Here is a 26,066-nt window from a genome sequence, read left to right on the forward strand (position 1 = left end):
GGGCCTAATTCATCTTATAAACAATGCCGACGCGGCTAATCGTATCTGTCTTTTCTCGCCCCTCTGGAACGTCACTATGCGTTTCGAGACGGAACGAGGCGCGAACCGCAAACTTGTCGAAAAGGTCCGACGTAATTCCCGCTTCGTTCACAAGGAAGGTGTCCTGTTCGGAATACAACACTTCTGTATCGTTTGAAAATGTCACCTGGTCGCTGAACGCGTGCTCAAAGTCGGAATAGAGCCGGGCACTCAGAAAATCTTCATTCATGCTTGGCACGCCGAGCGGATTATTCGGAGCCAGACGAGCTTTCTGCGACCGATATCCCGCGCCGCTTTCAATTTGCCACTGAGTAGGGTCATCCACGATAACGCTATACCCGACCCCGCCGCCAGCAAAGTATCCGCTTTTATAGGCGCCAAAAGCGTCATTGAAATAGTCGGCATTTGCGTATCCGTAAACGGCAGGGGCGAAATCACGACCGATTTTATAGCCCAGCCGATAGCGACGCTTATTCGTTTCGCCTTGGTTTTTCCCGTAATCGGCAGAGATTTTAGCAGAATGACGCCAGTCGCTCCCGCGATTTTCAAGCTTTGTCGCAAAGCCAAGAACAGTCGTGTCATTATTTCCGGTCGTTTTCGACCCGTTGAGAGACGCTTCGCCTGTCCACCCTATGTCTTCCTCTGCCCAAGACTGTCCTGCCGCTCCCAAGCTGAGGGAAATGGCGAAAACAGCTGAAAAGGCGAGGCGGTACATAGTGGGCTCCTTAGGGAATTTAAGGGGTAAGAGAAATGTGAGAAGTCGTGGAAGCCTATAGGAAAAGGCGGTTAACTTGGCGTTAATCAGTTGCAGTCGGCCTTGATTGACCGCCTGCAACGGATCCAACTTTAATGCTGTTTATTTCATAGTGTACACAATACCGATTCGGCTAATCGTGTCGGTTTTTTCTGTCCCGACCGGAACGTCCGTATGGTGTTCGACGCGGAAAGAAGCGCGAAGCGCAAAGCTGTCAAAGAGTTGCGACGTTACACCGATTTCATTGGTCAGGAATGTGTCAGATTCGGAATAAAGCAATTCGGTATCGTTATAAGCAGACACTTTGTCGTTGAACACATAATCCAAGTCTGAAGCCAACTGTCCGGCAATCTCACTTTCTGTCCGGCTTGGTTCTCCTGTAGGATTGTTCAACGCCAGACGTGCTTTCTGCGAACGATAGCCGCCTCCGGCCTCAACGCTCCAGGTCAAAGGCGCATCAAGCAAAATTTGATAACCGACACCCCCGCCGAGGAAATAGCCCTGTTTAAACGCGCCGAAATCATCGCTGAAATAATCGGCATTGGCATAGCCGTAGAGCTGCTCAGAGATATCGCGGTCAATTTGATAGCCAAGTGCGTAGCGATTTTTGTTCTCTTCGCCGTCTGCTTTGCCGTAATCGGCAGACGCCTTGATCGAATGTTTCCATTGGTCTGTTTCTTTGGCCAGCTTCAAACCAAACCCGACATCTGTCGTTTCGGTGTTACCGGTTGTCAAAGAGCCGTTCAGCGCTGCTTCGCCGGTAAAGCCTTCGGTAAACTGAGCGTGAGATACTGTGGCAGCTCCGGCCCAGACCAAAGCAGAAATTGAAAGTGTACGTAACATGGGAATAATCTCTTGTGTTAGGGGATGCCCATCCGGGGCGGAAAACGCGGGTTATATAAAAATGTTTATGAACATAGGTTAAATGAACGCTTGCGGCGGTTAAAGGCGGGATGACAGGTCTTGCGCACTTGTTGAGAGCCGCGCGGACCGTTATAGCGTCGCCAACTCAGACACTTCGGTCGGATTGACCCAGAGATAGAATAGACCTGACATGCACGATATCAAAGCCATTCGCGAAAACCCCGCCGAGTATGACGCCCTTTGGGCCAAACGCGGACTTGAGCCGCAAACCAAAAAGATTTTGGATCAAGACGCGCTTATCCGTAAAGCGACTCAGGTCATGCAAGAGGCCGAGGCGGCCCGGAATAAAAGCTCCAAGCTTATCGGTCAGGCCATGGCAAAGGGCGACAAAGAAGAAGCCGAACGTCTCAAAACCGAAGTGGCCGGCGCGAAAAACGTCATCGCCGCCATGGGCCAGCAGGTCGAAAGTGAAAAGGCGCAATTGGATATGCTCCTCGCCAGTCTTCCCAATGTCCCGTTTGAAGATGTGCCCGACGGAGAGAGCGAAGACGACAATGTCGAAGTCGCGAAATGGGGCGAGCCGAAAGAGTTTTCCTTCGAGCCGCAATCCCATGATGACCTCGGAACCGCGCTCGGCCTGATGAATTTTGAAACCGCCGCCAAGATGAGCGGTAGCCGTTTTGTGGTGCTGAGCGGCGCGCTTTCCCGCATGGACCGCGCTCTGGCGAGCCTGATGCTCGATATGCAGACGGAGGAGGGGTTTGAGGAGACGACTCCGCCGTTTCTGGTTTGGAATAGAGCTTTGTTCGGAACGGGTCAGCTTCCAAAGTTTGAAGAGGATTTGTATAAAACGGACGGAGACCATTATCTCATTCCTACCGCCGAGGTTTCCCTAACCAACACGGTTCGCGAATCCATCCTTGATGCTGACGCGCTCCCCAAACGCCTCACCGCGCATACCCCCTGCTTCCGCTCCGAAGCAGGTTCTGCGGGGCGGGATACCAAAGGTATGATCCGCCAGCATCAGTTTAACAAGGTCGAGTTGGTCTCTATCTGCAAGCCCGAAGAGAGCGAGGACGAGCATAAAAATATGCTGCGTTGTGCCGAAGCGGTGTTGCAGAAACTGGAGCTGCCTTACCGCGTGGTTGAGCTTTGCACAGGCGATCTCGGATTTGGCGCGCGCAAGACTTACGACATCGAAGTGTGGCTCCCGAGCCAGAATACCTACCGCGAAATTAGTTCGATCAGTAATTGCGGAGACTTCCAAGCTCGCCGTATGCAGGCGCGCTATAAGTTCGCCGAGAAAGACAACCGTTTCGTCCATACGCTCAACGGCTCCGGCCTCGCGGTTGGCCGTACGCTCGTCGCTATCTTGGAAAACTATCAGAACGAAGACGGCACGATCACAGTGCCAAAGGCTCTCGTGCCGTATATGGGCGGGTTAGAGACGATTGGGTAAAAGGGCATATCTCTTACTGCCGTCATTACCCGACTTGATCGGGTAATCCATGCGCCTAGGGTTACTTCAATTGGATTGTTGGCGAATTTGTTTTGTCGACAGCGCACGCAATCGTTAGTCCGTATAATACGTAAGAACACCGCATGGATTCCCCGTCGGAGGCGGGGAATGACGAGCGTAAAGGAATGATCCGCACTTACCCATCCAAAAACCTCAACCCCTTCAAACTCTTACAAAGAAATCAAGAGATAGATCCGCACTTTGCGTTTTGCCCCTATTTTGAAGATGTTCTTCTGAACACGGACAGGAACGCGTCAGGTTTTGGTTCAGGGGACGGCGAGGTTGAGCATTCGCTTGTGACAGGGCGAACTGTGCCGGGCCTGCTGCGAGTGTGAGCCTGCCTTGCCGTGCAGTGTCGGACTGAAACAAATCCGGTGAGTGCGACTGCGGGAGAAACAAGAGGCCGCTCGGGTATAAAATCGCTGCTGCAGAGCGTGACGCTTTGTGAAAATTACTTTTTGACGTCTTTATCGGTTGTTCCGACAAGGCGTCACGCTCTGCGGGCTGTCCACTTAATTTCGGATGCCTTCAAGGAGGCTCTGCACTGGATTGCGAGTAGGGGGAAAGGCGTGGTTTATGCACAAGTCATATTTTTCCTGTCATTCCGCACCCGGCGAAGTGAACCCGGAATGACGGCGAAAGTGAGAGTATTTCTATCCGACTGACCAACAATCATTTCCGTTTTCTTTCAAACCCGTTATGACGGGCCTATGAAAATACTTCTGACAAATGATGACGGCGTCCATGCCGAAGGCTTGGCTGTACTCCGCAAAATCGCGGCGAAACTTTCCGATGATGTGTGGGTCTGCGCGCCGGATACTGAACAGTCTGCGGCCTCTCGCGGAGTTTCGCTCCATAATCCTGTCCGCCTGAGAAAACTCGAAGACCGCGTTTATTCTGTCAGCGGCACACCGACCGATAGCGTTATTGTCGCGATGAAAGACCTGATGCCGGACAGCCCGCCTGACCTGCTTCTTTCCGGGGTCAATCGCGGGCAGAACCTCGCCGAGGACGTGACATTCTCGGGAACGGTAGCCGGTGCGCTTCAAGGCATGCAGATGGGTATCCCATCCATAGCCCTATCCCTAGCGCGCGGTTTTCAAGGCGCGTCGAGCCTGCCTTGGGAAACCGCGGAAGCCCACGGGCCTGATGTCGTGAAAAAACTCCTCGACGCCGGATGGCCGAAAGCAGTTGTTCCAAACGTCAACTTTCCGGACACGGCCATTGACGACGTGAAAGGCATTCAAATCACGCGCCAGGGCCATCGGGACTTTCAAATGTCAGGCGTCGATAAGAGAGATCATCCTCGCGGCGGACATTATTTCTGGTTGACCTATGGCGCGAAGAAATCAAACCCGCCATCCGGGACGGACCTTCGGGCGATCTATGACGGCTATATTTCCGTGACGCCGCTCCATACCGACCTGACCCATTTCGAAGCCTTGGATGATATGTCCCGCAAATTTGGCGATTGAGAAGATGCAGGGCTGAGCATGTTCGATCCGGGTTTAATAGATATGGTCATGCGCCTGCGCGGCAAGGGCATTTCCGATAATAACGTCTTACGCGCCGTGGAGCAGACGCCCCGCATCCGCTTTGTCGCGGAGGGAAATGCTGAGAAAGCTTACGACGAACAAAAGCTGCCGATTTCCTGCGGTCAAACAATTTCCGCGCCTTGGATCACCGCTTTGATGGTTCAGATGCTGCGCGTCGGGAAAGAGCATAAGGTCCTCGAGATTGGCTCTGGTAGCGGCTATCAAACGGCCATTCTCGCGCGGCTTTGCAAACGGGTCTATGCCGTTGAGCGGTATAAACAACTCATCAGCGAAGCCGAAACGCGTTTTAAAAACCTCGACGTTCGAAACACGGTCATTCGACATGGGGACGGACGTTATGGCTGGGCCGGACAGGCGCCCTTTGAACGTATCATTCTGGGCTGCGCCACCCGCGCCGCGCCGCCTATGCTTTTGGAGCAGCTCGCGCCAGGCGGCGAAATGATTGCCGTGGTGGACGAACAGCTTATGCGCTATACCAAAGCGCGGTCTGTGGTCAGCGAAGAAACGCTCATGCCGCTCAAGCTGGACATGATTGAGCCGGGGAAATCGAGAACCTTATAAGAGACAGAAAATGACAAACCCACATCACGGCTTTAATTATATTGAACTCCCGTCGACGTCGAATGCGGCGATGAAAAAATTTTATGGCACGGTGTTTGGGTGGACGTTTCAGGACTGGGGCGACACCTATGTCGCTATTCATGGTTCGGCTGTTGAAGGCGGATTTGACCAAGCCAGTGATAGAAACCCCTCTGCGGACGGGCCGCTCGTTGTTATATTTTCAAATGATTTAGACGCCACGAAATCCGCCGTTCTGGCGGCGGGCGGGGATGTCTCAGTCGATACCTATAGCTTTCCAGGCGGGCAGCGGTTTCATTTTAAAGATCCCAGCGGAAATGAATTGGCAGTATGGACACCAGCGTAAATATTATCGGATTTGGCGGCGGATGCCATTGGTGCACCGAAGCGGTCTTTCAAACATTGCGCGGCGTAAAATCGGTGGAGCAGGGCTTTATCAAAAGCGATCCGCCCCATGACAGCTGGTCGGAAGCGGTTCGCATAAATTTCGACCCTGAAATTATTCCGCTAACTGCCCTCGTTGCTATTCACCTGCGCACACATTCTAGTCAGTCAGACCACACCTTTCGCGGCAAATATCGTAGCGCGATTTACGTTACGAACGATTCGCAAATGACTGAGGCCGAAGCAATTTTGAAAGACGAGGAAACAGAATTTGATAACCCGCTCGTGACCCATGTCTTGCCTCTTAAAGAGTTCAAATCGTCGCCTGACGTTTTCAAGGATTACTATAAAACAGATCCGGAGAGACCTTTCTGCAAGGCCTATATTGACCCGAAGCTGACCAAACTCCGCAGAGATTATGCAAATTATGTGTCTTGAACGTCCAAGCCCAGAACGAAATCAATCACCTTCTGTCTCGGCATCTCACAGGGGTTTAACTTCGCGCCGCTCTCCAGCCGGTAAAGGTTGAGACTGATATGATCGGTCCCGCCAAGCTCTTCGGCATAGAGCCAACCGCGTTTTCCATCAGGCGAGGCGGTTCGCGTCACGCCGTAGCGCAGATTTTGATAAAGACCTTCAAAGCTGCCAAGGGGCAGGGCGTCATATCGGGCCAAAAAACTGTCCAAGTCAGGGATCATAAGAGACACCTTAAGCATAGCCTTGTGAAAACCCAACTTTCGTCATGTTTAAGACGGCAAGAGACATGAGAAAGCCCTATGTCGTTCCAGCCTAAAGTCTTTCTTCACAAGCAGCGCGCCGCCCTTCACTCCAGATTTGTCTCGGGGTGGAAAAGTCAGGCGCTGTTCGAATTTATCACCTTTGGGATAAAACAGGCCTGGGCGTGTTTATTTGGCGGGCTGATGCTGGCCCTCTTGCTCGGTACATTTCTGTTCTATCCGGCAGAGGCTGCGCTCTCGCGATATGACTTTATCACCTTGGCAGCCATTGCCATTCAAGCCCTCATGCTGACCCTCAAATTGGAAAGCTGGGAAGAGGCGAGGGTGATCTTCGTTTTTCATATCGTCGGGACGGTCATGGAAATATTCAAAGTCCATATGGGATCATGGCTTTATCCTGAGGCGAGCATTTTAAATATTGCGGGTGTGCCGCTCTTTTCTGGCTTCATGTATGCCTGCGTCGGAAGTTACCTCGCCCGGGTCTGGCGCATTTTCGATTTTAAATTTGATCGATTCCCAAACTTGAAATGGCAAGGTTTGCTGGCAGTCCTCATTTATATGAATTTCTTCACCCATCATTTCGGACCGGATATCCGCATCGCTTTGTTTATAGGCACAGCAATTCTATACGGGCCGGCCATGGTCTGGTTTCGAGCGGATGAGGACCACCGTCCCATGCCGCTTTTGATAGGCCTCGTCCTCGTGGCGCTCTTCATCTGGTTCGCCGAAAATCTAGGCACTTTTGCCAAAGCCTGGACATATCCGAATCAGAATGCGGGCTGGCAAATGGTGAGCTTTGCCAAGCTCGGCTCCTGGTATCTTCTGATGATTATCAGCTTTGTTCTGGTCGCAGCGGTACAAGGAGCACACGGGAAGGGCATTGATTTATCTGTGACCAAAGTTAAAACTGACTTTGAAAAAGGGGAATAAAATGAAAATTTTTGCTGCGGCTTTGGGCTGCGCGATCTGTCTTTCGTTTTCTGCGGGCTCGTCAGAGGCTGAGGACGTTTCTACGTTTGTTGGAGCCGCGCAAGATATTGTGCTGGGGCAAAGTTTCGAATTTGAATCGTCAGTTCTGGGCGAAAGTCGCCGGGTGTCGGTTCGGTTGCCCGATAGGTATGTATCGGAGCCTGATAAAACCTTTCCCGTTCTTTACCTCATTGACGGAGGACCTCAGCAGGATTTCCCTCATATCGCCGGAATACTTCAATCCACGGACATCAACTGGACGATAGAGCCAATGATATTGGTAGGTATTGAAACGCGTAATCGGCAGGCTGAGCTCACACCACCTGCGACTGACCCAAGTTATGAGCAGGTTTTTGAGAAAAATGGCGGCGCCGAGAGCTTCCGCCAATTTATCGAGACGGAAATTATGCCCTGGGTGGAGGACACGTACCGAACAGATCAACGTGATATTGTGATGGGAGAATCTTTGGCTGGACTGTTTGTGATGGAGACATTCGCAAAACGTCCGGATTTATTTTCGCATTTTATTAGCGTGAGTCCGAGCCTTTGGTGGGATAACCTTAGCGCGGCCAAGTCCTATGGAGATGATTTTCTAACTTCGGATGAAACGACTTCAAAACTATATGTTACCATGGGAAATGAAGGGGCTTTGATGCAGGCCGGACTTGATGTCGTATTGGAGGGGTTAAGCCAGTCGAATAAAAAATGGACTTATGTGGATCGCCGGAACAGCGAAGATCACGCCAGTATTTATCATCCAGCCGCGTTAGACGCATTACGAAGCTTCTTCTCTACCCCTTACCGCGCGGGCGTCAGCTCGGATTCGGTCTGGATGTTCGAAGGCGGGGCTGTGCCGCCGCTGTCTGACAAGGCACGAGAGAGCGTGAAAGAGGATTGCACACTGGAAACCGCTGAGAAAATCAGCTTTGAAACCTACAATCGGAATCCGGTAATGTGGCGCGGCGTTTGCGTTGTGATGAAGCCCGGAGACTCTTCTACCCGTCAGTCAAGATAAAACTCATGGAAAGGTTGGGCGTTATTTACGTCCATTCCTCCTCTGACAGGACCTTTCCTGTTTCCAGATAGGTTTTGAGGTTGGACAGAACGGCAGGCCACCCCTCGGTAACACCTTTTTGCATCTCGGAGTTTTTGGTCAATTTACTGTGTGTTACTGTCAATTTTGTATCCGGTCCCAATGCGGTGAGGACGTAGGTCACAACTGAGGGGTCTGGTTCGGCAAAAGAGTGGCTCTGCGGCGCATTCCAGGTGACCACCAATTTTTGGGGAGGGTGAATTTCCAAGACCTTGCCGTGAATATCTACGACATCTGTGTCGCTTACTCTTTGATGTTCCCATTTACTGCCAGTCTTCCAGTCCGAAACGTTATGATGGCCCCAATATTCTTTTGTGCTCTCTCTGTCGATAAGCCCGTTCCAAACTGTCTCCGCGTCGGAGGCTATGTAAATCGTATAAACGAAATCAGGAGCGTCTCCTTTTGGGGTGTCGTTAAAGGCCATTTTTTCTCTCCGTTTTGATTTCTGAATCACGTTTTAAATCGACAAGGTTTTCCAGTCGCGCCTCCTCAAATCGACCAACCCATCGGTGCACGATTTCGGCGATTGGGATGGGGTTGAGGTAGTGAAGTTTTTCGCGGCCTCGCCAATGGATGGTGATCAAATTGGCGTCTTCCAATATCTTCAAATGTTTGGACACAGCTTGTCTCGACATATCAAGGAGGTTGGTGAGATCAGCTAATGTCTGCCCGTTTTTCTCATACAAGCTGTCCAGCAGGTCTCGCCGGCCTTCATCCGCCAAGGCTTTGAACACATCACTCATGCAGCTTTATATGCAACCATTTAGTTGCTTGTCAAGAGGTTGAACTTATCGAAAGAGAAGCATCTGATAATGTCAGGCAAAATAAAACCCGCCAAGGAGGCGGGTTCATAAAAATGAAAATGTTTGAATAAACAAAGCGGTTTCGGAGTGGCTAAAACCGTTAGATTGGTCGTTACGTCATTTTCCGTTCAAAGTTTTCAGCGATAGCTTCGAGATAGCCTTCTGTTGTGAGCCAGCCTTGCTGATCCCCAACGAGAAGAGCCAGATCTTTCGTCATCTGACCGCCTTCGACAGTTTCGATTACGGTTTTCTCTAGGTTAGTCGCAAATTTCACGAGCGCCTCATTGTCATCGAGCTTGCCGCGGTGAGCGAGGCCGCGTGTCCAAGCAAAGATAGACGCTGTGGAGTTTGTTGAGGTCGCTTCACCTTTCTGGTGGTTACGATAGTGACGCGTGACTGTCCCGTGGGCCGCTTCGGCTTCCATCGTCTTTCCGTCTGGCGTCAGAAGGAAAGATGTCATCAGGCCGAGAGAGCCAAAACCTTGTGCCACTGTGTCGGACTGTACGTCGCCGTCATAGTTCTTGCAGGCCCAGATATAACCGCCGGACCATTTCATAGCCGCCGCGACCATATCGTCGATGAGGCGATGCTGATATTCGCCGCCGAATTCTGCGAATTTATCCGCAAATTCCGCGTCAAAGATTTCTTGGAAGATGTCTTTGAAACGTCCGTCATATTTTTTCAGGATGGTATTCTTTGTGGACATGTAGACAGGCCATTTGCGCTGCACGCCGTAGTTAAAGCAAGCGCGGGCAAAATCACGGATAGAGGCGTCCAGGTTATACATCCCCATGGCAACACCGGCTTCCGGGAAGTCATAGATTTCTTTTTCAATCTTGTCGCCATCTTCACCTTCCCAAGTCATTTTCAATTTACCTTTACCCGGCACGAGGAAGTCTGTGGCTTTATACTGGTCACCGAAAGCGTGACGGCCAATAACGATAGGCTGAGTCCAGCCAGGGACGAGGCGAGGGACGTTGCTACAGATGATCGGCTCGCGGAAGACAACGCCGCCAAGGATGTTACGGATTGTGCCGTTTGGAGAGACCCACATTTTCTTGAGGTCAAATTCTTCAACGCGCTGTTCGTCTGGCGTAATTGTCGCGCATTTAACACCGACATTATACTTTTTGATGGCATTGGCGGCATCTACAGTAATCTGGTCGTCTGTTGCGTCACGGCTTTGAATGGACAAATCATAGTCTAGAAGTTCAATATCCAGATAAGGGTGAATGAGACGATCTTTGATCATGTCCCAGATGATGCGTGTCATCTCATCGCCATTCATGTCGACAACGGGATTATTTACCTTGATTTTAGCCATAATTACCTCTGTAAGCGGTTCGTAATGTGTGAATTTGCGCCGCGTTTAGCACCAGCGCCTTAAAGTTTAAAGTGATTAGATGGGTAAAACCACCAAAGACCAGTTGGGAAACTTGATTGAGCGGGATGAAAGCCGTCCACCGCCCTCGGTTATTCTCGTTCGGCCACAGCTCGGCGAAAATATCGGCGCGGCGTGTCGGTGTATGCTCAATTTTGGACTGATGGATTTACGGCTCGTTGCCCCGCGAGATGGTTGGCCCAATCCGGCGGCAGTACCGATGGCGGCGGGGGCGATTGATGTTCTTAACAATGCGACCGTCTTTGAGACAACCGAAGAAGCTGTAGCTGACCTCCAATTTGTGCTGGCTGCTACAGCGCGTCGCCGCGAACTCGAAATACCGGTGATAGGCACAGACAATGTCGGGCCAAAGCTCAGAGGGCTCAGCGAATCCGGCTTGCCGACTGGTATCATGTTCGGGCCGGAGAAAGCCGGGCTGACCAATGCCGACACTGTTCTCGCCGATGCGATTCTCACTTATCCGGTGAATCCGGCGTTTCAGTCGCTTAATCTGGCGCAGGCCGTCAATATCTTTGCTTATATTTGGGCCAATTCAGTTCATCAAAATATCCCGGAGGTTTTCAACCGCGATATCAGTGATGCGGCGCCGAAGCAGGACCTGACAGGGCTGTTTAACCATCTCGAAGAAGAGCTGGAACGGGCTGGCTTTTTCTTCCCCGAGTCAAAACGCGCTTTAATGGCGCAGAACATACGCGCCCCGTTGACGCGGGCCAAGATGACCGTGCAAGAAGTCCGTACTTTTAGGGGAATTGTTAAAGCGCTGGCAGAGGGACGTGGCAAAGCCCGCGTGGAAAGAGACAAATCATGAAATATCTAGGCTATCTATTGATTATCCTCACGGCGGTGGCCGGGTTTTTAAAATGGCCTTGGATTTTGATTTTTGTGTTTGCGGCAGTATCGACCTTTGCTTTTGCCAAAGTCAGGCGCGACGCTCTGAAAAACACGCCAATGGCGCCGGATCAGAATATGATTCTCGACGGGGCCTTTTTGTTTTTCGGCCAGACTCTGATTATGCTCGTCGCCTATTTGCTCGGCGTTTTTGCCGCGGCGCCAACCGGTGAGTTGTTCATGAAATTTATCAGCGGGCAGGGATAGCAGACAATTACTGCAATCCAACCTTCTTGATGCGGCGATTATTGTCCCAAGCATCATAGCTAAAGACGGCAACGCCGACCCAGATAAAGGCAAAACAGATTGCATGGGCAAGGGTGAAAACTTCGCCGAAATAAAGCCCGCACATAAATTGCAGGGTCGGGCCAATATATTGCAAAAATCCGAGCGTAGCCAATTTGAGCCTCCGAGCGGAAAAGGCGAACGCCAATAGGGGCAAAACTGTAACGGGTCCAGCGAGGAAGATAAGCGTTTTAAGACCCCACGCTGCAGTTTCGACCTGAAGTGGCCCTGCCTGCCGAAGATAGAGTAAGAAAAACAAAGCCGGAATCATGAGCAAAATCGTCTCAATGAAGAGCCCCGGCATTGCGCCGATCTCCACATATTTACGGATGACGCCGTAAAGCGTGAAGGTGACCGCAAGACACAGGGCGATTATTGGGAAGACGCCGCCGTAAAGCGTCAAAATGGCAACGCCCACGAGGGCCAAAAGCGCAGCTAGTCCCTGTAGTTTAGACAGTTTCTCACTAAAAAACACAACGCCTACAAGGACATACATAAGTGGGTTGATGTAATATCCGAGACTTGCTTGAAAGATTTGCCCGTCTTGGATCGCGAAGATATAAACGCCCCAGTTAAACGCCAAAGCCACAGCCGCAAATAAGAGAAGCAAGACTGTCTTGGGGTTTTTCAGGGCAACTAAAACGTCGTCGACCTGCTTCCGAAACAGGATAATGAGAAGGCCGAAAGGCACAGAAAAGAGTATGCGATAAGCCACAAATTCCGCCGGCGGGACGGATTGCGTGAGCTTAAAATAGATCGGGAACATACCCCACATCGTGTAGGCGGCAATGCCGGCCAGAAGCCCTTGCCGCGCTAAGTCTGTTGCTGGGGATTTATCCTGATAAGACATAAGTTGCGATTGTCACACGGGGGAAGGAAAAACAATCTCTATATTTGCAAGACTAAGAGGGCATCATTGCAGGCAAAGAGGCTGAAAAGGGCAGTTGACTTGGCCGGGGTAGGCGCTAAAAGCCGCGACTTATTACGGGTGAGTGTGGTGCCGCCGTTGAAATTGCTATCCGAATTGGTTGGATAAGCCGAGCCACGCTAAAAGAAAGAGTATAAACGCATGTCTAAGCGTAATTCAGCTAAATATAAAATTGATCGCCGTATGGGCGAAAACATTTGGGGTCGTCCCAAATCACCAGTTAACAAGCGCGCCTACGGTCCCGGTCAACACGGTCAAAACCGCCGCGGTAAAATGTCAGACTTCGGTACGCAGCTTCGCGCCAAGCAAAAGCTTAAAGGCTATTACGGCAATATTCTGGAAAAGCAGTTCCGTCGTACATATGAGCAAGCGACACGGATGAAGGGCGATGCGTCCGAAAACCTTATCGGTTTGCTAGAGCGCCGTTTGGACGCGATTGTTTACCGCGCGAAATTTGTCCCAACAGTTTTCTCTGCGCGTCAGTTCGTGAACCACGGCCACATTCTTGTAAACGGCAAGAAAGTGAATATCCCGTCTTACCGCTGCCAAGTAGGTGACGTCATTGAAGTGCGCGAAAAGTCCCGCACAATGGCGCTCGTTCTCGAAGCTCTGGAAAGCGCCGAGCGCGAAACTCCTGATTATGTCAGTGTGGATCCGAAAGCGATGCAAGCAACGTTCACACGCGTCCCAAGTTTTGACGAAGTGCCATACCCAGTGGTTATGGAACCTAACCTCGTTGTGGAATTCTACTCTCGCTAATTGGCGAGGGACACCTCAAAAGAAAACCCGCCAATTCGGCGGGTTTTTTTATGTCTTGAAATCACGTGCCCATGGTCAGACCCGGCTCCAGACAACCCGATATTGTTGAGTGGAGTTAGGAGATAATCCGCGGACCTTTTCATCAAAGAGATAAAACCCCTTGCCCTGAAACTGAAAACGCTGCGTGCCGGTTTGATCATTGGTGATTGTAAAGCTTTTATGGCCGATGACGTCGCAGTTGAAAACTTCGATCACAAAGGCCGGGCGGCAGCGTTTTATTTCCAATTCCAACTCCGCTCCGGGCGGCAGAGCGTATTGAGCTTGAATTGTCTGCCCGCTTCGCAGGTAAGTCCGCTTTACGCTGAAGGCATCCCAATAGGCTTGCAGGATGAATGGGCTGTCCTCGTCCTTTAACCGGGCCGAAGATTGATTATGGTTGGAGTCGGCAATAACCTCTCGGGCGCTGACGAAAGCCGGCATATAGTGCAGGCTGACATAGCAGAGCGCGCCGCCTAGGATTAGCGATAAAGCAGACCCAATGGCTCTGCCTATACCCATGGATTTCTTGCGGCTTACTGTCTTCCGATACGAATAAGCTGCATTGAACCCAGATATTTTGTTTTTTTTATGCGCCGATAATTCGGCAATTCCGAATTTTGACATCTTAAATCTGCCTCCTTGGTCCCCCACAGACCATGAAGTAGACTACCGAAAAGTCATTTCAGATAAATTAAGACGTCGTTAAGACGTTATTATCCAGCTAGGCTGCTGTTTTTACGCCTTTTTCAGCGAGAAGAGCGCGAAGCTCACCGCTTTCGAACATTTCGCGGATGATATCGCAGCCGCCGGTGAACTCACCTTTGACGAAGAGCTGAGGAATTGTCGGCCAATTGTTGTAGTCCTTGATGCCTTGGCGAATTTCGGGGTCTTCTAGAACATTTACGCTGGCATATTCAACGCCGAGGTAATCCAGCACTTGGACGACGGTTGAAGAGAAACCGCATTGTGGGAAAACGGGCGTGCCTTTCATATAAAGGACAACGTCATTTTCGGAAACGGTTTTGGCAATACGGTCTTTGACTTCCATGGTCTTATCTTTCCTAAGAGGTTCGATCTGCATGTAAGCAGACCCTCACAAAGTTCAAGGGCTCAAGAGCGGCGGCGCGCTCAACAGGGGACTAAGATGGCGTCCGGGTTTCCAGCGCCAGAGCGTGAAGCTCCCCATCGGCCCCGTCCATTTTACCCTGAAGGGCCGCGTAAACGAGTTGATGTTGTCTGACGCGGTTTAACCCTTCAAAAGCAGGACTAACAATCACAGCCTTCCAGTGGTTGTTATCCCCGGCCAGATCAATCATTTCAACTTCGGCGTCTGGCAGCGCCTGTCGTATCATAGCCGCGATGTCTTCTCCTCGCATAGCCATTAGGCTTCAGCCCCAGTGAGGAGATTAGGGAGCCATTCTTCGTGTTTCTGACGCAGACCCGCCAGAGTGACATCAAATGCGCCTGCGGCCTGAATGCGGTCGCCGCCGACGGTGCCAACGACTTGCGCGGTGAGTCCTTTGGCTTGAGCGGTTGAGACCACGGGGTTCACCGAGTTTTTCTCAACAGAGACCAGATAACGCGCCTGATCCTCACCAAACAACCACCCATGCGTCGGGCCGTCCGGTGCGGCTTGAAGGCTCACGCCGATATTAGACGCAAAAGCCATTTCACAAGCGGCAATTGCGAGGCCGCCATCTGAGCAATCATGCACAGCATTGACGCGCTTGTTGCGAATAAGCTTGCGGATGTAATCGCCATTGGCTTTTTCTTTTTGCAAATCCACAGGAGGCGGCGCGCCGTCTTCGCGAGACAAAATTTCCGACAGATAAATGGATGCGCCGAGCCAGCCCGTGGTCTCTCCAATCAAAATCAGCGTATCGCCGTCTTTCGCGCCTTTTAAGGTCTTGAAGAAATCAAGATTCGGGATGAGACCCACGCCGCCGACCGCAGGTGTAGGCGGGATCGCCTCACCATTAGTTTCGTTATAGAGCGAGACATTGCCGGAGACGACCGGATAGGCAAAGGCGCGGCAGGCTTCGTTCATGCCGTCAATGGCGCCGACGAACTGTCCCATAATTTCGGGGCGTTCTGGATTGCCGAAATTCAGGCAATCGGTAATCGCAATCGGATCTGCGCCAACGCAGGAAAGGTTACGCCAAGTCTCGGCCACGCATTGCTTGCCGCCTTCATAGGGGTCAGCCTGCACATAACGCGGCGTACAATCGGTCGTGATAGCGACCGCTTTATTTGTACCGTGTATACGCACAATCGCCGCGTCGCCGCCAGATTGGCTGGAATCAATTGTATCAGTCATCACATGACGGTCATATTGCTCCCAAATCCAGCGCTTGGACGCAATGTCCGGTGATTGAATGATTTTAACGAGGGCGTCATTGTAATCTTGCGTCTCGTGAATCTCTTCCGCAGTCAGAACCGGCCGAGGCTCCGTCTTCACATGCGGGCGGTCATAATTCGGGGCGTCATCCGCTAGAGGCGAAATAGGAATATCGCAGACGACTTTACCTTTGTGATTGAGAACCAAATTCCCTGTATCGGTCGTGACACCGATTTTAGCGACGTCCAATTCCCATTTCTCAAAAACATCAAAAGCGAGCTGCTCTTTACCTGGCTGTATCACCATGAGCATCCGCTCCTGAGATTCAGAGAGCATCATCTCATAAGGCGTCATGCCTTCTTCGCGTTGGGGAACCTTGTCGAGATCAAGGTCAATCCCGACGCCGCCCTTATCCGCCATTTCAATGGAGGAGGAGGTCAGGCCTGCGGCACCCATATCCTGAATGGCGATAATAGCGTCTGTCGCCATGAGTTCCAGACAGGCTTCAATCAGGAGTTTTTCCTTGAACGGATCGCCGACCTGAACGGTAGGGCGTTTTTCATCGCTTTCATCATCAAATTCGGCGGAGGCCATCGTCGCGCCGTGAATGCCGTCCCGGCCGGTTTTAGAGCCGACGTAAAAAATCGGATTTCCAACACCTTTGGCGGCCGAGTAAAACACATTATCGGTGCGGGCGAGGCCGACACACATCGCATTGACAAGGATATTGCCATTATAGCCCTTGTGAAAATTGGTCTCTCCGCCGACAGTCGGAACGCCGACGCAATTGCCGTAACCGCCAATCCCGGCGACAACGCCGTTGACCAATGTTTTGGTCTTAGGGTGAGTAGGCTCGCCGAAACGGAGCGCATTCATAAGCGCAATCGGACGCGCGCCCATAGTGAACACATCGCGCATGATACCGCCCACACCTGTCGCCGCACCTTGATAAGGCTCGATATAAGACGGGTGGTTATGACTTTCCATTTTGAAAATGATCGCGTCGCCGTCATCAATATCGATGACGCCGGCATTTTCGCCCGGGCCTTGAATGACGCGGTCGCCTGTCGTCAGGAACTTGCCGAGGTGACGGCGCGAGGATTTATACGAGCAATGCTCTGACCACATGACAGAGAATATCCCAAGCTCGTTCAAATTCGGCTCGCGGCCCAAACGCTTGAGGATAATTTTATATTCGTCTTCGGACAGACCGTGCTCGGCCACAATTTCCGGCGTGATGTCAGGAAGTTTCGCCATTAGATCGACTCAATAATAGATTTGAAAAGGCCGAGACCGTCTGTGCCGCCGTGCAGCTCGTCCACGGCGCGTTCGGGGTGGGGCATCATGCCAAAGACATTCCCGGCTTCGTTCACAATGCCCGCGATATCGCGCATGGAACCGTTAGGATTATCGGCATATCTGAAAACCACCCGGCCTTCTTTTTCCAGCTTGTTCAACGTGGCGTCATCCGCAAAGTAACTGCCGTCATGATGCGCAACGGGATAGGTCACAATAGATTTGGCCTCGTATTGAGAGGTAAAGCGCGTATTCGCATTGTTCACAACGAGGCGCTCTGGACGGCAGACGAATTTCAAATTTTTATTCCGCATTAACGCGCCGGGCAGAAGGCCTGTTTCCGTCAAGATTTGGAAGCCGTTACAAAAACCTGCCACAGGTAGGCCTTTATTCGCTTTTTCCACCAGATCGGCCACGATGGGGGAGCAAGACGCCATCGCGCCGGAGCGCAGATAGTCGCCATAGGAGAACCCGCCCGGGATGCAGACAAAATCCACATCTGCGGGGATTTCGCTATCCCGGTGCCAGATCATTTTGGGGGCTTTGCCCGTAACTTTCTCCAAAGCGGTCGCGGCGTCGCGATCACAGTTAGAGGCGGGGAAGACGATAACGGCAGTTTGCACGGCGCTAATCCCGTAACTCGATGCGGTAGCTTTCAATGACCGTATTGGCGAGGAGCTTTTCACACATTTTTTCGACTTGGGCTTTGGCTTCGGTCTTGTCTTCGGATGACAGGTCAAGTTCTATGACTTTGCCTTGAAAGGCGTTGTTGACCTCATCAAAACCAAGATCGTTCAGAGAACGGGCAATGGCGCGGCCTTGCGGGTCTAAAACGCCGGGTTTCAAACCGATATAAACGAGGGCTTTCATAGGGAGTCCTGACTATTCTTCGTCATTTTTAACGACCGATAAATTGGTCACATTATTTTGGCTTTGAGGCTTCAAAATACCAAGCCGCGTTGCAACTTCGGTATAAGCTTCGGTGACTTCGCCGAGATCGCGGCGAAAGCGGTCTTTGTCGAGTTTTTTATTGGTCTCGCGGTCCCACAGGCGGCAGCTATCCGGGCTGATTTCATCCGCCAAGATAACCTGATGGCCTACAACGCCGTCTTCATTGGACAGGGGCAGGCGGCCAAACTCAATTTTGAAATCAATGAGGTTGATGCCGATACCGCCAAACATACCTTGCAGGTGATCATTGATACGCAGGGTCATGGCAATCATTTCATCCAGTTCTGAGGAACTGGCCCACCCAAAGGCATGGATATGTTCTTCGGCAATAAGTGGGTCGCCCAGATCATCGCGTTTCAGGCAAAACTCAACAACAGAACGGGGGAGTTTTTCGCCTTCTTCCATGCCAAGACGCTTAGCCATGGTTCCGGCGGCAACGTTCCGGCAGATGACCTCAAGAGGGATAATCTCAACTTTTTTGATCAATTGCTCACGCATATTGAGGCGTTTGAGGAAGTGGGTCGGGATGCCGATTTCGCCCAGACGCAGCATGACGAATTCGCTGATGCGATTATTCAGTACGCCTTTGCCGTCGAGCGTGGCTTTTTTCTGGGCGTTAAAGGCGGTCGCGTCGTCTTTGAAATATTGCACAAGCGTGCCTGGTTCAGGCCCTTCATAAAGGATTTTCGCTTTGCCTTCGTAAATTTGTTTGCGGCGGCTCATGGGTCGCTCTCCCGGGTCGTGCGGTGAGCCGACTTGCGACTCGCACATGTGAATTCGCCTCATAGACGGAAGGGGGGGATTTCGCAATGTGCACTGTCGCATAAATATGAGGATTTTGCGACTTGCAGTCTAACGCCCCCCACCATAAATATAAAGAGGAACAGAGCTTATACTCAACAGGATTTAGACATGACACAATTTGAAGATCGCGAACGGGGACAGGAAACCAAATTCGTTCTGGAAGCGGCCAAAGAATTCCGGGCTGCCGCGAAGCGAAACAAAGCTCTTGGCCATTGGGCGGCAGAGATTATGGGGCGCTCTGATAAGGAAAAATACGCTCAGGAAGTCATCGCTGCCGATATGGAAGAAAAAGGCGAAGAAGATGTCTTCCGTAAATTGAGACGCGATTTCGACGCGGCGAATGCGGATGTGTCAGATGCGACTATTCGAGAGAAAATGGCCTTTTATCTCAAAGAAGCCCGCGCCGAAGTTTACGGCCTCGAGGCATAAACCTTATATATCTCAATTAGGTACATAAGTACCTTAAACTGGATTATTGGCCTCCGGGCAGGTCAGATCGAAATTAGGCTGGTTCTTTAGAGCCAGCCTTTTTAGATTCTGGATGTGAATCTGCATCGCTTCGGCATTATAATTCATATTCACACAGCCCAAAGTCTGTTTCGTGTCCGCATCAATAATAGCGGCAAATCCTGTCACGCCAAGCCACATGTTATATTGCGGCACGATCTGGCGGTCGAAAACAGCATGAGAATTCCACTCACCCTGACCCCCGGAAATATCAATATTTACATATTCAATCGCCGGATCACGTAGCCCAGCCAGAGCTTGGCTAAGACGGGGTTCCACAATTTTGCACGGCGCGCACCAATCGGCGCGGAACATCACGACGTAAATTTCGGGCTTCAGGGCGGGCTGGGCCGCAGAGGACACGGAAGATAAACCCAAGAGGGACGCGGCGATCAAAATCGCTGCCGAGATTAGTTTTATAATCAGAGAGGTCATGAAAGTCTTTCTAAAGGCTTTGAACGGGTTTGTCCGACGCCTATCGCATAAAAAAACCCGGACCTACTGCAGAGGTCCGGGCATGTTCCCACGGTTTGCCAGAGCTAAGTTAGCCTGTCGGCATTTCGTTATGTGCAGCCGGGCAGCGCGTTGTTTTTCCGCCAACAGAGGCTGTAGACATATAAGCCTGTCCTTTAGCCTGTGCTGTCATTTTCCGAAGTTCTTTCGCGATTTCCTGAGGCGCAAAAGAAGGGTTTACGCACCCAATGACACGCTTTGTCCGGGCGTCGACGACTGCCGCGAAGCCAGGCAGACCCACCCATTTATTAAAGATAGGGACGATGTCGTAATCAAATGCGTCATAGGCGCCTTTTTCCCATTTTGCGGCATTAGAAGTATCAATAACAACTTCCTGAGCATTGACGCCGGCCATCGGAACGGCAGAGGCGAGGGCGCTGTCGAGGCGCTGGCTCTGCGCGTCGGCATTGTTTCTAAAGTTAACAACATAAACGTCCGGCGACGAAGCGTAGGCTGTTGCGCCGAAGGCTGATGTCACGAGAGCTGCACTTAAAAGAGAGACGATCTTTTTCATTTCCTTGGTCCTTTTTTCACACTGAGATTATTTTTTTATTTTTGTTATGTTCTCTGTGTAACGAACATTGGTAAATGAACGCCGAATCACGCGTTAGGGCGGCGTTTACAATGGTTTCTGAAATCGTTAATTTTTGGCGTAAGTCAGTGATTTTACAGTAGAATTTATTATGTAAAAAAATTCAGGCAAAGGTAAAAAAGCTTGTAAATCACGCTAAACGCTTGAAATATCATGGAAAATTAAGTCGCTTTTAACCATGAATCTGTCCCAGACGTTACAGCCAAGAAAGAAGTTAGACAGGAAAAGCATGTTTTTTTCTGCGCGGTTTGCCCCGCCTTAGGCGGGACACAGAGCAGTGAGGTGTGGGGTTAGCTCTTAAGCGAAAACCCGGTCAAAGATCGTGTCGACATGTTTGAGGTGGTAATCGTCGTCAAACATAGCGCGGACCTGGTCTTCGGAGAGAAGCGCCATCACATCCTTATCTTCCAGGATAAGGTTCAAGAAGCTGCCTTCGCCGGCGCTGCCCTCGGTACGGAACATTTCCCAGACTTTCATCGCATTACGCTGAACGAGGCGGTAGGCGCTTTCGCGCTGCTCTCCGGCCTGAGTCAGAGCCAGTAGGAAACGCTGGCTGTTATGAAGTCCGCCCAAACGGTCCATATTGCCTTTCATCTTTTCAGGGTAGACCACGAGGTTTTCGATCACGCCCGCCAGACGGTGCAGAGCGAAATCCAAATGAACGGTCGTGTCAGGCCCGATGCCGCGCTCAACAGAGCTGTGCGAAATATCGCGTTCATGCCAGAGGGCGACATTTTCCATGGCCGGGACAACCGCCATACGGACAAGACGTGCGAGCCCGCTCAGGTTTTCCGTCAGAACGGGGTTGCGTTTATGCGGCATGGCAGAGGAGCCTTTTTGTCCCTTGGAGAAAAATTCCTCGGCTTCCAGAACTTCCGTGCGTTGCAAGTGGCGGATCTCCACCGCTATATTTTCGATAGACGAGGCAATCACTCCGAGCGTCGCGAAATAGGCGGCGTGGCGATCACGAGGAATGATTTGGGAGGAGACAGGCTCAATCGCCAATCCCATTTCCTTGGCGACATGTTCTTCCACGCTTGGGTCGATATTGGCGAAAGTTCCGATAGCGCCGGAAATCGCGCAGACGGCAATCTCTTCCCTCGCTTGCAGGAGACGGGTTTTGGCACGGGAAAACTCTGCGTGGAATCTCGCGAGTTTGACGCCAAACGTCGTTGGCTCGGCGTGGATGCCGTGGCTACGACCAATGGTGATTGTATATTTATGCTCTTCGGCGCGTTTCTTGAGCGCCGCCAGGACGCGGTCCAGTCCGACCAAAAGAAGATCAGTCGCGCGGGCGAGCTGAACAGAAAGGGTGGTGTCCAAAATGTCGGAAGAGGTGAATCCCTGATGCACAAACCGCGCGTCTTCGCCGATAAACTCCGCAAGATGGGTCAGAAAGGCAATAACGTCATGTTTTACTTCGCGCTCGATCTCGTCGATCTTCGCGACATCAAACTCGACGGAGCCGCCCCTGTCCCAGATATTCTTGGCAGCGGATTTTGGAATGACGCCAAGTTCTGCAAGGGCGTCACACCCATGCGCCTCAATCTCGAACCAGATCCGGTATTTCGTCGCGGCAGACCAGATCTCGGTCATTTCCTTACGGGCGTAGCGTTCAATCATGGGACAGACTCAGCAAATGTGGGTTTGCGCGCCTTTGACTAAAGAACGTCCGTGAGGTCAAGCGTTTAGCGCTATCAATCTTCAGCCATGGAGGAATTGCGTAATTCCGAGTCCGTCCAATCTTTCTTGATCGTGCGTGTGACCATCAAATACGAGGCAATGGCGATCAAGAAGGCCACACAAACACATGTAAGAGAGAGTTTGGTAGCCTCCAACTGGGAGACATTGTCTGACGCAAACACATCAATGAGGATCCCTGCAACTGTTGGGCCGCCGCCTAGAGCAATCATATTGAGGATAAAGAAGAAGAGAGCCGTGGACATCGCTCGAAGTTGAATTGGAGCGAGGGTCTGGGCAAGTGCGAAGCTTGGTCCCAAATAAACACCAATGAGTATTTGGAAAGCGGCGGATAAGGCTAGATGCGCTTCGACGCTCCCGACCCATACACTCCCGATGCCAAAGGGGAGAGCTAGAACAATTGAAAGCGCGGGTACCCAGCCATAGGCCCGAACGTCCTTTTTGGCTTTTATATCGACCAGTTTTGCTCCGATATAGGTGCCAGCGACATAGAATATGCCGTTAATAAAGCCGATGATGATCACGATTTTCTGAAAATCATACTCCGGGTCAAGTAATCTTAGAAATTTGGTTTGGAAACCGGAGAAAGCGTAAGCTGCAAACGAAGCGAAGGCGATGCCGAAACACATGAACCACCAAGACGGGATAGTTAAAAGGCGTCCTAGTCCATCTTTGAAGGATAGTTTACGGAGTTTTTTCTCTCCCACTTCCATGACGCCGCGTTTAGGTTCGCGGATAACTAAACGCACTATGATCGCCAAAAGAATACCGCTGACACCCAGGATGATGAATATCCGCCGCCAATTTACAGTGTCGGGATCTGCCCCCATCAACGCTGCGGTGATAAAGTAGGCGCTCATTATACCTAGTGGGATGCCAAGCGAATAAACTCCGAGGGCGCCTGATCGTTCTTCTTTTTCGTAAAAATCAGAAATAATTGAATGCGCAGGGGGAGAGCCGCCTGCTTCGCCGATACCGACGCCGATACGAGCTAATCCAATCTGCCAGAAATTTTGCGCGAAACCTGTGAGAGCGGTGAAGCCACTCCAAACCGCGACAGCAATGGACAAGAGACCTACTCGGTTCACCTTGTCTGCGAGATAGGCAATGGGAATGCCCATAATGGTATAAAAGGCGGCAAAGGCGAGGCCGATAAGTAAGCCAAGTTGTGTGTTGGTTAGTTCTAAATCTGCCTGGATAAAAGGAGCTAGAATTCCAACAATCTGGCGGTCAATAAAATTGAACCCATAAACAATAGTGAGCAGGAAGAGAACTGCGGTTCTGTAACCTGGCTTTTTCGGCGGCACATAGCCCTCGGTCGAGTCGCTCATATATATCCCCTAATCGTTTTTCTTCACCTGAAAGGAAAGAGAGGCTTTGGTCAAGTCAGAAGCGTTTTAACCGCCATTCAATTTCGTGGGGTCACATCAGGCCCAATGTCTTGAAACTTACGACATTCTCGCGACCAATAATTAGGTGGTCATGCACGACGACGTTCATTGCCTTGGCGACTGAAATGACTTCATTGGTCATAGTGATGTCGGACTGGCTGGGAGTCGGGTCGCCGCTGGGGTGGTTGTGGGCGAGGATGATGGCCGTCGATTCAAGAGCGAGGGCGCGTTTGATGATTTCGCGTGGATAGACCGGGGCGCGGTCAATCGTGCCTCGACCCAAAACTTCATCGGCAATCAGGCGGTTTTTCCTGTCTAAAAATAAAACGCGGAATTGCTCGACAGGTTCAAACTGCATGGCAGAGCGGCAATAGTCGAGCAGCGCCGTCCAGGACGACAAAACAGGACGGCCCAAAACACTTTCGCGCCCCATACGAACGGAGGCGGCATGAAGGAGTTTCAGATCAAGCGCCGTTTTCTCGCCAATGCCTTTGACTTCCGTCAGTCGGTGGAGCGGCGCGGCGCAAACTTCGCCCAGATTTCCAAAAGTTTTAAGAAGGTCTTTCGCAACGGGTTTAACGTCGCGGCGGGGGATAGAGTTGAAGAGAAACAATTCGAGCAGCTCATAATCCGCAAAGCTATCGCCGCCTGAGGCGGCAAACTTGGCCCGCTGCCGGTCGCGGTGTGCCAGATAATGCGGCTTGTCTTGTCCCCCCGACATAATGGCCTTTAGGCGTAAGGCGGTCGGTTCAGACCTTTGGGCGAGGCTGTGAAGACTTCGGCGCCGTCTTTCGTGATGCCGATAGAATGTTCAAACTGCGCGGTTAATTTGCGATCCCGCGTTACTGCCGTCCAGCCGTCGGACAAGATTTTGACGTCAGGCTTGCCGAGATTGATCATGGGCTCAATCGTAAAGAACATGCCTTCACGCAGAACCTCGCCTTCGCCTTTGCGGCCAAAGTGCAAGATGTTGGGCGCGTCATGGAAAAGCTTGCCGATGCCGTGGCCGCAGAAATCTGTGACAACAGAGCAGCGCTCACCTTCGGCGTATTTCTGAATAGCATGGCCAATATCGCCGGTCGTGTTTCCTGGTTTGGCCTCTGCAATGCCCATCATGAGGGCGTCATAGGTAATATTGATGAGGCGCTCTGTTTTACGGTCCGGCTCTCCAGCGACATACATACGCGATGTATCGCCGTGCCATCCATCGACAATCAGAGTGACATCGCAATTGACGCTATCGCCCTCTTTAAGGGGTTTGTCATTTGGTATGCCGTGACAGACGACATGATTGATAGAGGTGCAGACGGAGTGTTTATAACCGCGATAGCCCAGCGTGGCGGGCAGGGCGCCGTGATCCATCGCAAATTCGAATATTTTCGCATCCAACGCGGCCGTCGTAACTCCCGGCTGCACCAGAGGCGCGAGCATATCGAGACATTTGGCGGAGAGTTGCCCCGCTTTTCTCATACCTGCAAACCCTTCCGGGCCGTGGAGTTTAATCGCGCCGTCACGAAGAACGTCGGCATCACTTGCATCTACATAATTCATTTGCGCCGTATAACAGTGGACGCGCAAACGGGCCAGTCCTAATAGCGGCTTTCAAAGGAGTGAGTGATGGAAAAAATGGTAACGGCAGGCGTGATACTCATCGGGGACGAATTATTGTCGGGCCGAACTCAGGATACGAATCTCGGTACGATCGCGAAATTCCTCGAACCCCTTGGCGTGAGCATCGGAGAAGCGCGCATTATTTCTGATAAGGCGGAAATTATACGCGACACGGTAAAGGCGTTCTCGGATCGTTTTGACTATGTATTCACGACTGGCGGAATTGGCCCGACCCATGACGATATCACCGCCGATTGCATCGCCGCAGCTTTTGATCTGGGCATTAGTGAACGCGATGATGCAATTGAGGCGTTGCGCGAACGCTATTCCCTAGAAGAGCTAAACGAAGCCCGGCGGCGCATGGCGCGCATTCCAGATGGGGCGAGCCTCATCAAAAACCCGGTTAGTCAAGCGCCGGGCTTTCAGACGAACAACGTCTTTACGTTGGCCGGCGTGCCGCAAATCATGCGCGGTATGCTCGAAGACATTCCCCACCGCATCAAAGGCGGGGCGATGATTTTCTCGATAAACGTCACGGCGGAAGGAATAGGCGAAGGCGATGCGGCCAAGGGGCTGGCGGAAATCGAAAAAGCTCATCCCGGCGTCAGCCTCGGCAGCTACCCGTTTTTCAATGACGCGCTACGCGGCGTGAATTTTGTCGCGCGGGGGCGGGATGAGGACGTGCTGGAAAAGGTCGAGGCTGCGCTGACGTCTCTAATTGCCCAACTCAATGAATAAATTGCGATTAGCCATTTGGCTCGCCT

Annotated in this window: 33 protein-coding genes; 13 read left to right on the plus strand and 20 right to left on the minus strand. The window is 51.5% G+C overall.

Annotation, left to right across the window (positions count from 1 at the left end; genetic code table 11):
- Nucleotides 1-4 precede the first annotated feature (4 nt).
- Both ACNA05_RS12750 and ACNA05_RS12755 read right to left on the minus strand, forming a co-directional pair.
- Entirely contained in the window at nucleotides 5-754 is a 750-nt protein-coding gene (locus tag ACNA05_RS12750; protein WP_415811889.1) for a DUF481 domain-containing protein, read from the minus strand.
- 141 nt (nucleotides 755-895) lie between these two features.
- Entirely contained in the window at nucleotides 896-1,636 is a 741-nt protein-coding gene (locus tag ACNA05_RS12755) for a DUF481 domain-containing protein (protein ID WP_415811890.1), read from the minus strand.
- Between the two features lie 211 nt (nucleotides 1,637-1,847).
- Here ACNA05_RS12755 and serS point away from each other — a divergent pair, with 211 nt between their 5' ends.
- The 6 genes from serS to ACNA05_RS12785 all read left to right on the plus strand — a co-directional run bounded on the left by serS (nucleotide 1,848) and on the right by ACNA05_RS12785 (nucleotide 6,133).
- A complete protein-coding gene (gene serS, locus ACNA05_RS12760; protein ID WP_415811891.1) occupies nucleotides 1,848-3,116 on the plus strand; it encodes a serine--tRNA ligase in 1,269 nt (422 codons plus the stop codon).
- A 143-nt stretch (nucleotides 3,117-3,259) separates the two neighbouring features.
- Entirely contained in the window at nucleotides 3,260-3,511 is a 252-nt protein-coding gene (locus tag ACNA05_RS12765) for a hypothetical protein (protein ID WP_415811892.1), read from the plus strand.
- A gap of 375 nt (nucleotides 3,512-3,886) precedes the next feature.
- Complete coding sequence (gene surE, locus ACNA05_RS12770; protein ID WP_415811893.1) at nucleotides 3,887-4,651, plus strand: 5'/3'-nucleotidase SurE; 765 nt, start codon at nucleotides 3,887-3,889, stop codon at nucleotides 4,649-4,651.
- Nucleotides 4,652-4,669: 18 nt separating this feature from the next.
- Nucleotides 4,670-5,293, plus strand: coding sequence for a protein-L-isoaspartate(D-aspartate) O-methyltransferase (locus ACNA05_RS12775; protein WP_415811894.1), 624 nt, complete (start codon nucleotides 4,670-4,672; stop codon nucleotides 5,291-5,293).
- 10 nt (nucleotides 5,294-5,303) lie between these two features.
- Nucleotides 5,304-5,657 carry a VOC family protein gene (locus ACNA05_RS12780; RefSeq protein ID WP_415811895.1) on the plus strand — a complete coding sequence of 118 codons (354 nt, stop codon included), beginning with the start codon at nucleotides 5,304-5,306 and terminating at the stop codon, nucleotides 5,655-5,657.
- Nucleotides 5,642-6,133 carry a peptide-methionine (S)-S-oxide reductase gene (locus tag ACNA05_RS12785; protein WP_415811896.1) on the plus strand — a complete coding sequence of 164 codons (492 nt, stop codon included), beginning with the start codon at nucleotides 5,642-5,644 and terminating at the stop codon, nucleotides 6,131-6,133. The genes ACNA05_RS12780 and ACNA05_RS12785 overlap by 16 nt, the downstream gene beginning before the upstream one ends.
- On the opposite strand, the gene ACNA05_RS12790 is transcribed toward ACNA05_RS12785, so the two are convergent.
- Nucleotides 6,121-6,393: a hypothetical protein gene (locus ACNA05_RS12790; RefSeq protein ID WP_415811897.1), complete on the minus strand. Its 273-nt coding sequence runs from the start codon at nucleotides 6,391-6,393 to the stop codon at nucleotides 6,121-6,123. The two genes, ACNA05_RS12785 and ACNA05_RS12790, sit on opposite strands and share 13 nt — an antisense overlap.
- A 78-nt stretch (nucleotides 6,394-6,471) precedes the next feature.
- On the opposite strand from ACNA05_RS12790, the gene ACNA05_RS12795 reads away from it, so the two are divergent.
- Both ACNA05_RS12795 and ACNA05_RS12800 read left to right on the plus strand, forming a co-directional pair.
- Nucleotides 6,472-7,362, plus strand: coding sequence for a DUF817 domain-containing protein (locus tag ACNA05_RS12795; RefSeq protein WP_415811898.1), 891 nt, complete (start codon nucleotides 6,472-6,474; stop codon nucleotides 7,360-7,362).
- A gap of 1 nt (nucleotide 7,363) precedes the next feature.
- Nucleotides 7,364-8,416 carry an alpha/beta hydrolase gene (locus ACNA05_RS12800; RefSeq protein WP_415811899.1) on the plus strand — a complete coding sequence of 351 codons (1,053 nt, stop codon included), beginning with the start codon at nucleotides 7,364-7,366 and terminating at the stop codon, nucleotides 8,414-8,416.
- 25 nt (nucleotides 8,417-8,441) lie between these two features.
- Here the strand turns inward: ACNA05_RS12800 and ACNA05_RS12805 are convergent, their stop codons facing one another.
- The 3 genes from ACNA05_RS12805 to ACNA05_RS12815 form a co-directional block, all read right to left on the minus strand.
- Nucleotides 8,442-8,918 (minus strand): SRPBCC family protein, encoded by a 477-nt coding sequence (locus ACNA05_RS12805; RefSeq protein ID WP_415811900.1) that lies wholly within the window; start codon nucleotides 8,916-8,918, stop codon nucleotides 8,442-8,444.
- On the minus strand, nucleotides 8,908-9,237 hold the full coding sequence (locus ACNA05_RS12810) for an ArsR/SmtB family transcription factor (protein ID WP_415811901.1): 330 nt from the start codon (nucleotides 9,235-9,237) through the stop codon (nucleotides 8,908-8,910). The genes ACNA05_RS12805 and ACNA05_RS12810 overlap by 11 nt, the downstream gene beginning before the upstream one ends.
- A 172-nt stretch (nucleotides 9,238-9,409) precedes the next feature.
- Nucleotides 9,410-10,621 (minus strand): NADP-dependent isocitrate dehydrogenase, encoded by a 1,212-nt coding sequence (locus tag ACNA05_RS12815; protein WP_415811902.1) that lies wholly within the window; start codon nucleotides 10,619-10,621, stop codon nucleotides 9,410-9,412.
- A 79-nt stretch (nucleotides 10,622-10,700) separates the two neighbouring features.
- Here ACNA05_RS12815 and ACNA05_RS12820 point away from each other — a divergent pair, with 79 nt between their 5' ends.
- Entirely contained in the window at nucleotides 10,701-11,507 is an 807-nt protein-coding gene (locus ACNA05_RS12820) for an RNA methyltransferase (RefSeq protein WP_415811903.1), read from the plus strand.
- Nucleotides 11,504-11,794, plus strand: a complete 291-nt coding sequence (locus tag ACNA05_RS12825) for a hypothetical protein (RefSeq protein ID WP_415811904.1) — start codon at nucleotides 11,504-11,506, stop codon at nucleotides 11,792-11,794. The genes ACNA05_RS12820 and ACNA05_RS12825 overlap by 4 nt, the downstream gene beginning before the upstream one ends.
- A 7-nt stretch (nucleotides 11,795-11,801) precedes the next feature.
- On the opposite strand, the gene rarD is transcribed toward ACNA05_RS12825, so the two are convergent.
- Complete coding sequence (gene rarD, locus ACNA05_RS12830) at nucleotides 11,802-12,722, minus strand: EamA family transporter RarD (RefSeq protein WP_415811905.1); 921 nt, start codon at nucleotides 12,720-12,722, stop codon at nucleotides 11,802-11,804.
- Between the two features lie 219 nt (nucleotides 12,723-12,941).
- Between rarD and rpsD the strand changes: the two genes are divergently transcribed.
- Entirely contained in the window at nucleotides 12,942-13,559 is a 618-nt protein-coding gene (gene rpsD, locus ACNA05_RS12835) for a 30S ribosomal protein S4 (protein WP_415811906.1), read from the plus strand.
- Nucleotides 13,560-13,634: 75 nt separating this feature from the next.
- On the opposite strand, the gene ACNA05_RS12840 is transcribed toward rpsD, so the two are convergent.
- The 7 genes from ACNA05_RS12840 to purC form a co-directional block, all read right to left on the minus strand.
- Nucleotides 13,635-14,222: a hypothetical protein gene (locus ACNA05_RS12840; protein WP_415811907.1), complete on the minus strand. Its 588-nt coding sequence runs from the start codon at nucleotides 14,220-14,222 to the stop codon at nucleotides 13,635-13,637.
- 97 nt (nucleotides 14,223-14,319) lie between these two features.
- Entirely contained in the window at nucleotides 14,320-14,646 is a 327-nt protein-coding gene (gene grxD, locus ACNA05_RS12845; protein WP_415811908.1) for a Grx4 family monothiol glutaredoxin, read from the minus strand.
- 91 nt (nucleotides 14,647-14,737) lie between these two features.
- Nucleotides 14,738-14,980, minus strand: a complete 243-nt coding sequence (locus ACNA05_RS12850; protein ID WP_415811909.1) for a BolA family protein — start codon at nucleotides 14,978-14,980, stop codon at nucleotides 14,738-14,740.
- A complete protein-coding gene (gene purL, locus ACNA05_RS12855) occupies nucleotides 14,980-17,193 on the minus strand; it encodes a phosphoribosylformylglycinamidine synthase subunit PurL (RefSeq protein ID WP_415811910.1) in 2,214 nt (737 codons plus the stop codon). Before purL ends, ACNA05_RS12850 begins: the two co-directional genes overlap by 1 nt.
- Nucleotides 17,193-17,855: a phosphoribosylformylglycinamidine synthase subunit PurQ gene (gene purQ, locus ACNA05_RS12860; RefSeq protein WP_415811911.1), complete on the minus strand. Its 663-nt coding sequence runs from the start codon at nucleotides 17,853-17,855 to the stop codon at nucleotides 17,193-17,195. The genes purL and purQ overlap by 1 nt, the downstream gene beginning before the upstream one ends.
- A gap of 4 nt (nucleotides 17,856-17,859) precedes the next feature.
- Nucleotides 17,860-18,102 (minus strand): phosphoribosylformylglycinamidine synthase subunit PurS, encoded by a 243-nt coding sequence (purS, locus tag ACNA05_RS12865; RefSeq protein WP_415811912.1) that lies wholly within the window; start codon nucleotides 18,100-18,102, stop codon nucleotides 17,860-17,862.
- Between the two features lie 12 nt (nucleotides 18,103-18,114).
- Nucleotides 18,115-18,906: a phosphoribosylaminoimidazolesuccinocarboxamide synthase gene (purC, locus tag ACNA05_RS12870; RefSeq protein ID WP_415811931.1), complete on the minus strand. Its 792-nt coding sequence runs from the start codon at nucleotides 18,904-18,906 to the stop codon at nucleotides 18,115-18,117.
- Nucleotides 18,907-19,095: 189 nt separating this feature from the next.
- On the opposite strand from purC, the gene ACNA05_RS12875 reads away from it, so the two are divergent.
- Entirely contained in the window at nucleotides 19,096-19,416 is a 321-nt protein-coding gene (locus tag ACNA05_RS12875; RefSeq protein WP_415811913.1) for a DUF1476 domain-containing protein, read from the plus strand.
- A 33-nt stretch (nucleotides 19,417-19,449) separates the two neighbouring features.
- Here the strand turns inward: ACNA05_RS12875 and ACNA05_RS12880 are convergent, their stop codons facing one another.
- The 6 genes from ACNA05_RS12880 to map all read right to left on the minus strand — a co-directional run bounded on the left by ACNA05_RS12880 (nucleotide 19,450) and on the right by map (nucleotide 25,242).
- The gene (locus tag ACNA05_RS12880) at nucleotides 19,450-19,929 is read right to left on the minus strand and encodes a thioredoxin family protein (protein WP_415811914.1); all 480 of its coding nucleotides are present in this window, start codon (nucleotides 19,927-19,929) and stop codon (nucleotides 19,450-19,452) included.
- 109 nt (nucleotides 19,930-20,038) lie between these two features.
- Nucleotides 20,039-20,521 (minus strand): hypothetical protein, encoded by a 483-nt coding sequence (locus ACNA05_RS12885; protein ID WP_415811915.1) that lies wholly within the window; start codon nucleotides 20,519-20,521, stop codon nucleotides 20,039-20,041.
- Nucleotides 20,522-20,896: 375 nt separating this feature from the next.
- On the minus strand, nucleotides 20,897-22,222 hold the full coding sequence (purB, locus tag ACNA05_RS12890) for an adenylosuccinate lyase (protein ID WP_415811916.1): 1,326 nt from the start codon (nucleotides 22,220-22,222) through the stop codon (nucleotides 20,897-20,899).
- A gap of 74 nt (nucleotides 22,223-22,296) precedes the next feature.
- The gene (locus tag ACNA05_RS12895) at nucleotides 22,297-23,631 is read right to left on the minus strand and encodes a spinster family MFS transporter (RefSeq protein WP_415811917.1); all 1,335 of its coding nucleotides are present in this window, start codon (nucleotides 23,629-23,631) and stop codon (nucleotides 22,297-22,299) included.
- Nucleotides 23,632-23,722: 91 nt separating this feature from the next.
- Nucleotides 23,723-24,412, minus strand: a complete 690-nt coding sequence (gene radC, locus ACNA05_RS12900) for a RadC family protein (RefSeq protein ID WP_415811918.1) — start codon at nucleotides 24,410-24,412, stop codon at nucleotides 23,723-23,725.
- 8 nt (nucleotides 24,413-24,420) lie between these two features.
- Entirely contained in the window at nucleotides 24,421-25,242 is an 822-nt protein-coding gene (gene map / locus ACNA05_RS12905; protein ID WP_415811919.1) for a type I methionyl aminopeptidase, read from the minus strand.
- 66 nt (nucleotides 25,243-25,308) lie between these two features.
- On the opposite strand from map, the gene ACNA05_RS12910 reads away from it, so the two are divergent.
- Nucleotides 25,309-26,040, plus strand: a complete 732-nt coding sequence (locus ACNA05_RS12910) for a competence/damage-inducible protein A (protein WP_415811920.1) — start codon at nucleotides 25,309-25,311, stop codon at nucleotides 26,038-26,040.
- The last annotated feature ends 26 nt before the right edge of the window (nucleotides 26,041-26,066 follow it).

Source organism: Litorimonas haliclonae (genome assembly GCF_965138505.1).
Lineage (GTDB): Bacteria > Pseudomonadota > Alphaproteobacteria > Caulobacterales > Maricaulaceae > Litorimonas > Litorimonas haliclonae.